This window comes from Candidatus Hinthialibacter antarcticus, assembly GCA_030765645.1.
Taxonomy (GTDB): domain Bacteria; phylum Hinthialibacterota; class Hinthialibacteria; order Hinthialibacterales; family Hinthialibacteraceae; genus Hinthialibacter; species Hinthialibacter antarcticus.
In genome coordinates this window covers 36434-49486 of sequence record JAVCCE010000011.1, presented here as the reverse complement: position 1 = coordinate 49486, position 13053 = coordinate 36434, and the positions used below count along the sequence as shown (strand labels likewise).

Below are 13053 nucleotides of genomic sequence, written 5' to 3'. Positions count from 1 at the left end.
GCTTAAATCTCCGTCTAATTAGCCATACAAAGGAAGAATCAACTGACGGACGAAGTTCATCATCACGTCCCAAAAGCCGCTGTATGTCGCAAAGATCGCGGTAACAATCAAAACGACTACGGTTGAGTTATAGACTTCATCCTTCGAGGGCCATGTAACCGAATCCAGTTCGGTCAACACGCCGACGCAAAAATCGCCGAATTTTGTGCTGGCGAATTTGCTTCCTTTTAAGGAATCGATAATCCGTTTGAGTATGTTTTCGCCCATGAGTAATTTCCTGGCCCCGCAATAAAGTACATAAGTCTAATATGGTGAGGTGTTTTTTATCCGCTCTGTTTCAGCGCAAAAAAAATACCCCTTGGGGGCGAACACAGAGTCTAGCCTGATGAACATCCAAGTCAATCCTTACGACTTAGAAATGTCATATAGCCGTATTCATCTTTTTTTCTATATGGTATTATGACAGGAATTTTAATGGAATCCATCTCTGAGAGGAAACTGGAATGAGTTTGAACGCAAATAATAGTCGCCGGTCATTTTTGAAAACATCTGGATTGATTGCCGCTGCGCCGGCGTTTGTACCAAGCCACGTATTCGCAGCGCCGCCGTCTGACAAAATCGTCGTTGGCTGCGTCGGGCTGGGTTGGCGCGGTTCGGGTATGATGCGCGACTTCTTCCGCAAAGAAGAAGTTCAAATCGCCGCAATTTGCGATCTGGATATGCCGTTTCTTTTACATGCTCAAAAATTTCTCGACGATCAGGCAGGATTGGACCGGGAATATATTCAAGGCGACGGCGCTGAAATGGTGCGCTATCCGATGCCGGATAACGCCGTCGACGCTTATCTCGACTACCGCCAGATGATCGAACGGAAAGACATTGATGCGGTACTGTCTTGCGTTCCAGACCACTGGCACGCCAAAGTCTACATCGACGCCATGCAAGCGGGCAAAGATGTGTACGGCGAAAAGCCGATGACGCTCACGATTAAGCAAGGCCGCGCGGTTTCAGATACCGCCAATCGCACAGGCCGCGTGTTCCAGACCGGGTCGCAACAACGCTCCGACTCAAAGTTCCGCCAGGCTTGTGAGTATGTCCGCAATGGCCGCATCGGTAAGATTACTCACGTCGATGTCGGCGTTGGCGGCGCGCCGCAAAAAGAACCTGTTCCGAATATGCCGGTTCCGGCGGGCTTCGATTGGGACCGCTGGTTGGGACCGGCCCCCTGGGCCGAGTTTAACCCCGAACGCTGCCATGTGAATTTCCGCTGGTTCTTTGATTATTCCGGCGGCATGGTCACCGACTGGGGCGCCCACCACCTCGACATTACCCAATGGGGGCTTGGTATGGATGAAACCGGTCCGATTGCTGTAGAAGGCACAGCCGAAACCAAACCTGGAATGTACAACACCTTCACTTCGTTTCGCTTTAAGTTCACTTATGCGAATGGCGTCGTGGTTAACTTTGGCAACGGCCTCAAAGGCGGCGTGACCTTCCATGGCGAGAAGGGAAACATCTGGTGTACGCGCGGCGATAATAGCAGCGATCCCGAAGGTCTCTTTAACGAGCCGCTCAAAGATAGCGATATTCGTTTGTATGAGAGCAACGACCATATTCAGGACTTCTTGAATTGCGTTAAAACGCGTGAAAACCCGATTTGCCACGCTGAGGTCGGTCATCGTTCCGTGAGCGTCTGTCACCTGGCTAACATTTGCGGCTGGACAGGCGAATCGCTCAAGTGGGACCCGAAAAAAGAGATATTCACCAACAGTGCAAAAGCCAATCAACACTTGGATCGCGAACCTCGCGCTCCATATACGTACTTATAATCTTATTGTCACGGTAAGTTCAAGAATCGCAGGCGGACGCAATGTTCGCCTGTTTTTTTGTTACTTGTGCTCTATCAATTACCGCAATTTTGGATGAAAATAGCGGTAACAGTTTATTACATTGATGATTTTTCACGGGGAGACGCAACATGAACGCACGGGCTGTTTTCATTTTTTGCTGCATGGCAGTGGTTTTTTCTGGATGTTATATCCCTTTCCTCCAGCCCTTATATGACGAACACAACCTCGTCTATAGCCCAACCCTTTTAGGCGTATGGCATGATGACGAAGACGGACAGTGGACGTTTTCGGAACGCAGCGGGACTAAACTATATAAACTAACCTACGTTCAAGACGGCGGAAAAGAAGCCGAGTTTGAGGCAGCCTTGTGTGAAATCGAAGGCCGCCAGTTTTTGAATACTATCGTTGTTGACCTGAAAGGCGAGGGCGATTTGACCAAGTTTCACCTGCTGCCTGTCTATCACATATTTTGGGTGGAATGGAATGATGGATTGAAACTCCATCCGCTTAGTCCAGACTGGCTAGGCGAGATGCTTGAGAAAGAACACGCGCTTCCATTCGTGATTGGCAGAGATGATATCAAGTTAGTTTCCGCCTCAACCGACCAGATACAAGCGTTTATTTCTGAGCATGTTGGTGATGATAAAATGTACGGAGACCCCATAGAACTCAAGCGAACAGATTAGAAGAAAATGGATGATCTCAAGCACCTAATACGCCGCATCACCGCCTGGATGAACCGTTGCTGGCTCACCACGCATGTGTTGTTTGTTTTTATTTGTATTGGTTTCTTCTTTTCTTTAAATTATATCCTAAGCCAGACTTGGCGGTTTCCAGCATTGAGTCCAGTCACGGATTTGATTGCGCCCTTTTTTCGAGTGGATATATTTTTGGCGAGGCTATGCGGTTGGGTTGGTATTGATTTTTACTGGGTGTTTGTACCTGGTATATTTGTTTGGTTATTCATTATCTTTATCCTTTTTCCTCAAGTCATGTTATTCTTTTTTCGCAAGCAACGCTGGGCAGCCTTGTTGTGTGTGATCTTTGCATTTCAATTTCAATTCGTTATCTTCTTTGCTCATCAAAAGTATTGTGAATGGAGCTACGCCGAGTTACGCAAACTCGAAAGCAAGATGAAAGTGGAAGACATTTATCGCCGCTGTGGTCGCCCACTCTATATGTGGGGTGAGAAGGGCAACTTGGGACGTTACTCAAATGGCATGAGCCAAACACACATAGAAATTCATGAAGACGGAACTGCAATCATAATGCAAACTTCATATCCTTGGATGGATTAGTTTAGTTGGACTAGATTAAGTTGATCGTGAGAATGGAGACGGGATGATGGATTCATCAAATATGAAACGCAGATCGTTTGTAAAAACCGCTGCGGCTGGGACGGCGGCGGTTCATCTCTCTGGAGTCAATTTAGTCGCATGGACTAAGGAGGTTGCCGATAAACCCGCCTTACTTGGCGGCAAACCCGTCAGGACAAATGGCTTTCCCGACTGGCCTGTGATTCAGCCCAGCGATGACGCCGCCTGGTTGAAGGTCATGCACGACAAAAACTGGTGCAGCCTCAATGGAAATGTTGCGTCAAATTTCGAGTCGGCGTTCGCCGAGCGCAACCAGTCGCCGCACTGCGTCGCGATCGCCAACGGCACCAATGCGCTCTATGCGTCGCTTCATGCGGCGGGCGTCGGGCCGGGCGATGAGGTGTTGCTGCCTCCGTATACATTTGTCGCGACGCTGAATGCGGTGTTGCTTCATTACGCCTTGCCTGTTTTTGTCGATAGCGATTTCGGCTCGCATCAGATGGACCCCGCCAAGATCGAAGAGCGCATCACCGGGCGTACCAAGGCGATTATCCCCGTGCACATCGGCGGCAACCCGGCGGATATGGACGGCATTTCCGCCGTCGCTAAGAAGCACAACCTGCCCGTTATTGAAGACGCCTGTCAGGCGCATTTCGCCGAATGGCGCGGCAAGCAGGTCGGCTCATGGGGCGACGCGGGGTGCTTTAGTTTTCAGGTGACCAAAATTCTGCCCAGCGGCGAAGGCGGCGCGGTGTTAGCCAATTCCGAAAAAATGGCGGACGGCGTGCGGGCGTTTTATAACAACGGGCGTTCGCCTCATAGCAAGTACGGCAGCGGATATATCCAAAACGGCAGCAACCTGCGCATGACTGAGTTTCAAGCGCAATTGTTGCTCTTGGGACTCGACCGCATCGAAGACCAACTCAAACGCCGCGAGCAAAACGCAGAGTATCTCAGCCAATTGATGAAAGAGATTCCCGGCGTTGAACCTGCGACGTTGTACGATGGCGTCACCCGCTGCGCGTACTATTTATATATGTTCAAGGTTGATCCAGAAAAATTGAACGGGCTTTCGCGTAACCGTTTTGTTGAGGCGCTGCGCAAAGAGGGAATCTCATGCAGCACCGGCTATTCGCCGTTAAACAAACTTGACTTTTTAAAGAAGGAACTCAGTTCACGGTTCTATAAAAAACTGTTTCCTGAGAGCGTTCTCTCAAATTATTCAGACTCGAACGAATGCCCCGAGAATGACCGCCTATGCGAAGCAGGGGCGTGGCTGTATCACGAACAACTGTTGGGAACCAAAGAAGACATTGAGCAAATCGCATTCGCCATGCGTAAGATCGCTAACCATTCGGAAGCGTTGGCGAAAGCGTAGCGGTTTTTTCTTCAGGCATGGGTACGTCTCTCTTCGCTTCGGTGCGGGCTTAATGCCCTTTTTGCACAGGCGCTCACAGAGACGCCCCCATGCCTGAGAAATTTGACTATATCTTGTTGTTACAAGCGGCTCGTCGTTCGCTGCGGGGAATCGCTTTTTATTGATTTATGATGTGAGTCTTTTTGATCGCCAAAGTTGCGAGTTCATCTTCACTCAATGTTATCGACGTCCCGTCCGGCCATTGGATTTCCACGCGCTCTATCGTTGTTTCATTGCCTAGACCAAACGTCAGCGCGAATTCGCTTTGGCTAAGGTAGGAAGACCCCGTCTTCACCATAAGTACGCGCTCGCGTCCGCCAGCGGTGAGAGTAACCGTGGCGCCGATGGCGTCCAGGTTAGGCGCGTTGCCTCTCAATTTAAGGCGAACCCAGTGATTTGAATTCGCGGCGTTGTCGTTGCGCAACAGGCGCGGACGCTCTCCGCATCCCGTTAGCAACAAGTCGAGGTCGCCGTCTTGATCGAGGTCGCCGTAGGCCGCCCCGCGCGCAACCATCGGCGGCGCAAAGTCGTCGCCAAGTTGAGACGAAATATCTTCGTAATATTCGCCGTTCATATTATGGAAGATTTGCGGGGGTTGCTTAAAGGTAATGTTTTTTTCAACTTTATGAATATCGGGTTCGATGTGTCCATTGGCGGCGGCGAGGTCGAGCCAACCGTCGAGGTCATAATCAAAAAAGGCCAAGCCGAAAGTTAGCGAGACCAGGCTGGGGCGGCTGATGCGCGCCTTGCCCGCCTGATCGACAAAAAACATTTCGTTCATCCTGGTGTAGAGCGAAATCGGTTCATGGCTGAAGTTGCCGATTGCCAGCGACCATTGTCCGTCAAGCGCGGGGGCGAAGTCGATACCCATGCCGGCGCGGGCGCGGCCATTTTCATCAAAGGCCACTCCAGCGATTAACGCGGATTCTTCAAAACTCCCATCGCCAGTATTGATATATAAAAAATTTGGTACGGAGTCATTCGAAATGGCAAAATCCAACCAGCCGTCTTGATTGTAGTCAGCCAGCGCGACGCCCAGCGATTTGCCGTTTGGATTATATACGCCTGCTTGTTTGGTGACGTCGGAATAGGTCCCATCGCCATTGTTGTGATAGAGCAGCGGCGTCAGTCCTTTATATAGTGTCGGTATGGTGAACGATTTTCCCATACCGGCGCGAGTGGTGAAAATGTCGTTCTCTATCGACCATTGCACATAGTGGCAAACCACCAGATCAAGCCAGCCGTCGCGGTCGTAATCAAAGAAGGCCGCTCCGGTCGACCAGTAGGGATGCTCGCGGCCTTCGTCGTCGCTCCATTTTGGCGCGGCGAGTCCACTCGCTTCGGTCGCGTCTGAGAAGGTCCCGTCGCCGTTGTTGCGATAGAAGCGTTGCCCGTCGATGGCGGCGGTGAGAAACAGGTCGAGGTCGCCGTCGGCGTCAACGTCCGCCATGTAGCATCCCATACCGTACAGGTTCACTTGCAGCCCGGCGTCTTGGGTGACATTGGTGAATTTCCAGTCGCCGTCGTTGCGATACAAGGCGGAATAAGTCGGCGGCTTGTCGGCGTTGGCTTCATCAAACCAACGGGAATTTACCAGAAACAAGTCGAGGTCGCCGTCATTGTCATAGTCAAAAAAACCGCCGCCGGAGCCCATCGTCTCCGGCATGTATTTTTGGTTTGAATAACCGTTTTCATGGATAAAATCGACGCCCGCCTGCTGGGTGACGTTTGTGAAAGTGATGTTAGTTTGTTTTGATTTTGTTTGAGGAGTCGGGGCTTCACGTTTTGCATACGTCTCTGGATTTGGCGCATCCGGTTCGATTTCTTCTTGGGGGCCGCATTGGCATAAAAATAACATGCAGGCAGCGACGGCTGCCGTGCGCATGAACTCATTCAATATTCTCATATCTGGTTTTCTTTCTGCTTCAATTCTATGACGCGAATTTTCTGCGAGGCGTCGTTATCGATGGGATTATTCAACCGATAACGCTGAGTGAATTCCATCGCATTTTCGTCGATCTGATATTTTTCATACGCCTGTTGGGCGACGTTGGCTTTGTCTATTTCGCCCAATGCGCGGTAACACAACATGCGGTGGTAATGGGCGATCTGATCTTCTGGATCAATTTTGAGCAAATTTAAATAAGTTTCTAGCGATTTGTGATAGTCGCCGTTGAGATAATGAGTGCGCCCCAATTGGTTCCAAGCAGCGCGGTCTTCGGGGAAGTAGGCCAGTACGCGCTCAAACGCATTGGCGGCTTCGATGTATAGGCCTTCTTCTTTTTTGGCGAGGCCCCAAAACCACGCCGATTGAGGGTCGCCGGGTTTGCGCGTCTCACATTCTTCGAGCAGGCGATAGGCCTCTTCAACGGCGCCTTCTTGAATGGCGATGCGGGCGAGGTTGCGCGGGCCGTCGGCGCGTTCGGGCGCGAGTTCATCAACTTTTTGGAACGCCCAATCGGCGAGATGGTTGTTTTCTTTCAATAGGTTCGCGATGCCGTAATCGTTATAGCGCATCCACATTGGGCGCGGGTCGCTCATCTCTTGATGGAATACATTGGCGTTTTCAGCGCCTAAATTAAGCGAGGCGCCGCTGGTGGAGATTTCCGTGATTGGTAAGTCGGTTTTGCCTCTGGCTGCGAGCAGCGGTTCGCGCTCATACACAAAGTTTGAAAACGGCGTGTTGAATTTACGCCAAAGCAACTTCGCGGAGATTTCGAGCGTCCTGCCTTGCCACTCTTGTGGAATTTTAAATTGGAACGAAACCACGTCCGCCGCGCCCGGGCCAATGGCGCGGGTATAGATCGCAGCGTGAAAATTCTGCGGATCGCGGACTAACGCAGGCTGGCTCTCTTTATTCACGAACAAGACTTTATAGAAATGCGCGGCGGGATCAACAACTTTGTTTTCATTGAGTCCACCCGACTCGAGCAACGAAGCGCCCGACTCGTCTTTGACTTGAAACTCGATCCAGCATTCATTCGAATCCAGCGTACCGCCGGGGAAGGTGTGCCCCACGCTGTAATTTCGCACAACAACATCCACTAAGACGGAATCACCTGCTTGGATTGGCGCCGGGGCTGCGTTCTCGTAATTAAAGGCAATCGGTTTTTCTTGTGCTTCTTGGTTACGTACAGCAAATATATCAATGATGACGCTGTTGTTTTTCAAGACGCTTTCGACTGCGCGCAGCGATTCCTCATCGTCGCGAATGTAGGGCAGGGCGGTGTTGGCTGCGAAAAAGGTATGTGATTTGACTTTGCCGTTTTTCGCGCTGACATCAGGCGCTTTTACATTTTCAAGCGGCATGTGGCAGTCCTGGCAAGACCGCACATTGTCGGGCAGGTAGAACGTCCGCGCGGCATTGCGGGCCACGCCGCTATTATGCCAATTGTCATATTCGTTCTGTCCGCGCAGCCATTTGTAATTGTTGATGGGAACGTCCAGCGAAACCTTGTGGCAGGTCAAGCAATATTCAGACGAGCGGAAAAATGGCTTCAACATCTGGTTCTTATGCACCGTCGGTTTGGCTTTAATCAGATAATCATGAATCTCGCGTTTCATGCCGGATTTGGCTTCATGAAACAAATACGGAGAAGGCTGCGCGTCGGATATGTTGTAATTGCCGTTGCCTTCTTTGCCGTGAATGGCGTCGATGGTATGGCAGGAAAGGCAGGTCAGGCCCGCTTGCGCTTCGGGCCAGTGCGGGTCGATGTCGCTCAACATTTTGCCACCGAACATCATCACCGGATCATGGCAGGCGCCGCACCATTGGCTGCGCTGCTTGCCGTTTGGTTCGGTGCGCAGATTGTCGATGCTGGCTTTGTAGAATGGATTATTGAATGAAGAAAAGCGGTGCGCCGAGCGCGTCCATTGTTCAACGATTCCCTCATGGCAGCGTTTGCAGGTAGCGGCGCCCATCGAATCGGTTTTTACGAAACCATATTGCTCTAAATCATTTTTTATTGTTTCCTGATCGGCGATGTCTTCCAGCGTAAGTTGTCGCCGGGGGAGATAGTCGCCGCTGGTGGTGGTGACGGCGGAGGGATGGAACTTACCGTTTGGGTCGCCCAGGTTATTAGGAGAGAAGGGAATAAACGGGTCGTTCAGCGGCGCGTCATCCACTTCCGCAGCGTAAGCAATATGTTTGTCGCCCAGGCTGAATGAATCCATCGGCAACTCGCCCCGGCTCCATTGATGGATGCCGAGCAGCAACAAGAGAACAACCGCGAGGCCGGAGAATGTGTACGCCAGTCGTGTTCTGGATATCGGCGAATACGCGAAAAGTCGATGCAGGATATAAGCCAACGGAAGCAGCACGGCAAGTGCGCGATGTGAATAGAATATCCAGCGGTTTTCTACGCTGTTCGCTTCGGTCAATATAAATAAGCCGGTGATTGCCAATAGAACCGCGCAGGCGGTCAGAGTGGTTCCGAGTAGAATCGCATTCTGGTTCTTGCGCTTCCATGCGCTGGGGACGTGTTGCAAAACGAAGGCAATGGCAAGTCCCGCTAGAACGAGGCCGCCCGCCAAATGAGTCAGCAACATGATTTGATAAAAATGCGGCAGTGCATGGTTGGGATCAACAATTTCTTCATGGATGCTGGCGGCGCCAATCATCCCATAGGTTGAGACATCATATTTTCCCACCTGGACGATGCTTTCCGACGCAGCGGGCGAAGTAAAGAAGAGATACGCCGAGTTTGGCAACAACCAGAGTGTGAGTATAACGATGAGGAATAACTGCTTTTTTTGAAACTTCGACAGTATAGAAACAGGTATGTTCATCACAATAAAAGTGTTCCCCATAAAATTCTTGACTAATTCAATCGGAATATTAATGGAGTTGGAGCAAAATGTACATAGTGAAACCATTGGGCCTTTATGAGAAAAAGAGAGGGTTTTTGAAAGAGATGATGAATTTCATCGTAAGTTATAGTATAGTGATTGGCGGTTTGCCGATCTCATTTGAGACCTGCATGGAGCGAAAACGATGAACCAAATCGATAAAGAAGCGCGCACCTGGGCGATGATTTGCCACCTTGGCGGATTTCTGATTTTTATCATTCCCCCTGTGGGCCATTTAATTGGCCCGTTGATTATCTGGTTAATCAAAAAAGATGAACACCCCTTTTTGGATGACCAGGGAAAAGAAGCGTTGAATTTTCAAATCAGTTTCACCATCTATACCTTTATCGCGGCGTTTTTATGTTTGTTTGTTATCGGCGCCTTGCTGCTTCCTGTATTGTTCATCACATGGGTTGTGTTGATGATTGTTGCTGCGATCAAGGCGAACGACGGCGACCATTACCGCTATCCACTGATTATAAGGCTGATCTAAATGCCGCGTTTTGATTTACGCCGCGACGGCCCGGCGATGCTCGTGGTTCTTGCTATTGTCGCGGTTGCGTTGTCTATTTTGAATTATCGCCTCAACCGCGCACAATTTCAGAACCAGGTCACCAAAGCTAAGTATGAATTGCAGTCGCTCCAACAGGCGATGGCGGCGTATACCCTTGAGCATCCTCAAACGCCGTTATACGAAATTATTCTCAAAGCCAAAACCAACGGCGCGGGCTATTTTCATCAAGGGTATTTGATTCAAGATTCAACCAGCGCCGTATCCGTGCAGCTTCTGCCAAAAGACAGCCTTCAAGGGTATGTGTACCCAATGCCTATGCCGGGGCTTCCTGCCAAACAACGCGGTGAAGATTTCTCCCATGAAAAATTTTACGGCGTAATTTCAAAACAGGGAAAAGAATGGCGCTTGGCGGCGCAGCAAGCAGGCGACCCGCTGCGGTGCTCCAGTCTGGGCGACCACAATATGGCGGAATCGAGTTTTCATCTGCGCTTTGAGTGGCCGGACGGATGCTTGCGCGATCAGGATCATCAAATGACTGCATGGTCGCCGGGGCCGTATGTTGATTACACGCTCAATGATGCGGCAAATATTCAGTATGACCCTAGTAATGGACTGTTAAGCCACGGGTTTATTTTTCAAAAAAGAAATTGACTTGGTTGAAACCGTGTGTGAAATCGAACGTGCAACGGTAGATTTTTGAATGAGTTGAACCAATTTGGCTTCAACCCCTACACCAATGCCCGTCGCGAAGATATACTCCTTTTTTGGTAACGCGATAGTCCGAAACGTGAGGAAGTAGCTCAGTCGGCAGAGCATCTGCCTTTTAAGCAGAGGGTCCTGGGTTCGAGCCCCAGCTTCCTCACTTTAATTTCCACTTTGTTTTATCAAATCTCCCATCTGAAACCGCAAACCGTTTTATCTCGACTTCCCCTCGTTTGAAGCATTGATTGCAAGTCGTAGGCTCGATACAATTCGTAGCAACTATTAGGCGGAATCGAGATTCAATGGCTTCATCTACCGGAAAATATACATACCTCGATTGGGCGCAGTATCAGGGCGACACCATCCCGTCCACCTTGCAGCCGTTTCCTATTTTTTATGAAAAAGTGAAGCCAGGGCAATCCATTTTAGATATTGGTTGCGGTGAAGGCATCATCTCGCTTGACTTGCTCGCCAAAGGGTTCGGTTCGATCACGGGGATCGACGTCAACGAAGACGGCGTCCGCCGCAGTAACGCTAGCCTTGAGAACCGACCCGAAGAACAGAAAGCCCGCTGTAAGTTTGAACAGCGCGATGGGCTAAACTCGGGCTATCCAGACAATGCGTTCTATGCTGGCATCATGCAAGCATTTTTAACCACGCTGACGACGCCGCTTGACCGGGTTACAGTATTGAAAGAAGCGCGCCGCATTCTGCAAGGCGGGTTGTACCTCGCCGTGTTTATGCAGACATGGAATTCTCCTCTTTATTATGAACGCTACATGCAAGGCGAGCGCGAGACCGGAAAACTCGGTTCGTTTTACGCGCGCGATTCAGACAGCGGCGACATTTTATATCAAGCCCATCATTATTCTGAACGCGAATTGGTTGACCTCTTGCGTGAAGCCGGTTGGGTCATCAATTATTGGTCGTATGAACAGTTCTTGTCGCGCACTGGCAACGCGGTCAACGGCGCTGTAATTTGGGCGACGACTGGCAAGTAGCCTGCTGCAGTTTTCAATACTCTGCATTCTTAAACAATCCCGCTCTTTTTCTCAAAGTGTAATAAAATTACCCGTTTCCTCGTTCCTTTTTTCAAATTGACCCGAGGTTTGGCATTTTTAGAATTTTCATAAACGTAGTACAATCAATCAGATGGTATTTTTGTGTGTGATATTGTTTGATTCTGGGTAACTTCTTGTCATTCCAGAATATATATCAGATTCGCTACGGATATTGATATTTGATTAATGTTCTGAAATTATTTAACTTAACTTGAGTATATTCTTTACCTGTATCATTGTATTGCGAATGTGGGATGAAAAAGTATGTTTTTGGCATGTTTTTCGCTCTTGATTGGAAATAAGAAAGTACACCGAGGAGCGAGCAATGAGCAGATTAAAGACAATATCTATTTTAGACCGACTTTACACGATCACTCCGTATGAAGGTTCCCGCCTGATTATCCGTGTTGAAGATGACTACTACGTTTCAGGGCGTGACTGTGAAGTTGTTGGCGCAATCATGCGGGATGAGCGCCTTCCTGAGAACTATGAAAACTATAGTCAGCCAGAAAGCGATGAGGCGGAAAAATAATTACCCTCCGCCTCGTTTCTCGCTGTTGCACGGATTTGGATTGATTCAAATTGAATTCGCTGAAGCGGGGCATTTATTCTCGCAAAATAAAAAACGCCCGCTCAATCAAGAGAGGGCGTTATGGTCAAATCTGGAGCGATGGATAATTATCTGGCTTTTGCGACTCTTAAATTGGAGGATCGCCCGCCTAAGCGGTTTGTGAGAGAGTCGGCGGTAAACATTCCTCGAGCGGCTTGTTTGTTTTCGCCGGGCCTTTTTTGCGGCTCCATCATTACTGGTTTTTTCGTCGGTTCTTCAGCGTCTTGAAGATTTATCTCGTCCCGTTGTTGTAGTAGGACTTTCTTCTTCAAAAATTCTAAGGCGGCAATTAACATTTCGACCGCTTCTCGTCTTTTTTCGGGGTCGCTTAATATCTCATCGCAGAACAAATTCTCACAAGTCGCGGATATTTCTGTTGGTACCATTAGACGATTGAAATCGTCCATGGTGAAATAGCCGACGTTAATGCACCAACCAATCAGTTCTTTGCGATATTGAACTGGCTCCACCCATTTTGCATCGTTAACTAATGTATTCGAGGTTACGCTCTGGCTATTTTTGTGGATAAACAAATACAGCCTCAGCAGGCTGCTAAAAAAATTATGCTCACAGTCAGGGGCTTTTTCATCTGGTGAATGATAGACCGGGTAGGCTTTTAGCAAGTCATCATATTCCGAACTGAAACCCGAACCGCAAACAACACATCGAAAGTGCTTCTTTGCTCCTTTATTACGTAACGCTACGCTCATACCAGTTGTCCTTCCATCGAAAACT

General features: G+C 49.4%; 12 protein-coding genes and 1 tRNA gene. 9 read left to right on the top strand and 4 right to left on the bottom strand.

Annotated elements, in window-relative coordinates:
• Positions 1–18: 18 nt before the first annotated feature.
• Positions 19–267: a preprotein translocase subunit SecE gene (secE, locus tag P9L94_03125; GenBank protein MDP8243047.1), complete on the bottom strand. Its 249-nt coding sequence runs from the start codon at positions 265–267 to the stop codon at positions 19–21.
• A 236-nt stretch (positions 268–503) separates the two neighbouring features.
• On the opposite strand from secE, the gene P9L94_03120 reads away from it, so the two are divergent.
• The 4 genes from P9L94_03120 to P9L94_03105 all read left to right on the top strand — a co-directional run bounded on the left by P9L94_03120 (position 504) and on the right by P9L94_03105 (position 4544).
• Positions 504–1829 (top strand): Gfo/Idh/MocA family oxidoreductase, encoded by a 1326-nt coding sequence (locus P9L94_03120; GenBank protein MDP8243046.1) that lies wholly within the window; start codon positions 504–506, stop codon positions 1827–1829.
• Positions 1830–1978: 149 nt separating this feature from the next.
• Positions 1979–2536 (top strand): hypothetical protein, encoded by a 558-nt coding sequence (locus P9L94_03115; GenBank protein ID MDP8243045.1) that lies wholly within the window; start codon positions 1979–1981, stop codon positions 2534–2536.
• 6 nt (positions 2537–2542) lie between these two features.
• The gene (locus tag P9L94_03110) at positions 2543–3148 is read left to right on the top strand and encodes a hypothetical protein (protein MDP8243044.1); all 606 of its coding nucleotides are present in this window, start codon (positions 2543–2545) and stop codon (positions 3146–3148) included.
• Between the two features lie 61 nt (positions 3149–3209).
• The gene (locus P9L94_03105) at positions 3210–4544 is read left to right on the top strand and encodes a DegT/DnrJ/EryC1/StrS family aminotransferase (protein ID MDP8243043.1); all 1335 of its coding nucleotides are present in this window, start codon (positions 3210–3212) and stop codon (positions 4542–4544) included.
• 157 nt (positions 4545–4701) lie between these two features.
• Here P9L94_03105 and P9L94_03100 read toward each other — a convergent pair whose 3' ends face one another.
• A complete protein-coding gene (locus P9L94_03100; GenBank protein MDP8243042.1) occupies positions 4702–6489 on the bottom strand; it encodes a CRTAC1 family protein in 1788 nt (595 codons plus the stop codon).
• Positions 6486–9371: a cytochrome c3 family protein gene (locus P9L94_03095; protein MDP8243041.1), complete on the bottom strand. Its 2886-nt coding sequence runs from the start codon at positions 9369–9371 to the stop codon at positions 6486–6488. Before P9L94_03095 ends, P9L94_03100 begins: the two co-directional genes overlap by 4 nt.
• Before the next feature lie 205 nt (positions 9372–9576).
• Here P9L94_03095 and P9L94_03090 point away from each other — a divergent pair, with 205 nt between their 5' ends.
• From P9L94_03090 to P9L94_03070, 5 genes are all read left to right on the top strand, one after another.
• Positions 9577–9924 carry a DUF4870 domain-containing protein gene (locus P9L94_03090; GenBank protein ID MDP8243040.1) on the top strand — a complete coding sequence of 116 codons (348 nt, stop codon included), beginning with the start codon at positions 9577–9579 and terminating at the stop codon, positions 9922–9924.
• Positions 9925–10596: a type II secretion system protein gene (locus tag P9L94_03085; protein ID MDP8243039.1), complete on the top strand. Its 672-nt coding sequence runs from the start codon at positions 9925–9927 to the stop codon at positions 10594–10596.
• A 138-nt stretch (positions 10597–10734) separates the two neighbouring features.
• Positions 10735–10807, top strand: a tRNA-Lys gene (locus P9L94_03080).
• A gap of 142 nt (positions 10808–10949) precedes the next feature.
• Positions 10950–11648 carry a class I SAM-dependent methyltransferase gene (locus P9L94_03075; GenBank protein MDP8243038.1) on the top strand — a complete coding sequence of 233 codons (699 nt, stop codon included), beginning with the start codon at positions 10950–10952 and terminating at the stop codon, positions 11646–11648.
• Between the two features lie 385 nt (positions 11649–12033).
• A complete protein-coding gene (locus P9L94_03070; GenBank protein MDP8243037.1) occupies positions 12034–12240 on the top strand; it encodes a hypothetical protein in 207 nt (68 codons plus the stop codon).
• 146 nt (positions 12241–12386) lie between these two features.
• Here P9L94_03070 and P9L94_03065 read toward each other — a convergent pair whose 3' ends face one another.
• Complete coding sequence (locus P9L94_03065) at positions 12387–13028, bottom strand: hypothetical protein (GenBank protein ID MDP8243036.1); 642 nt, start codon at positions 13026–13028, stop codon at positions 12387–12389.
• Positions 13029–13053: the final 25 nt, after the last annotated feature.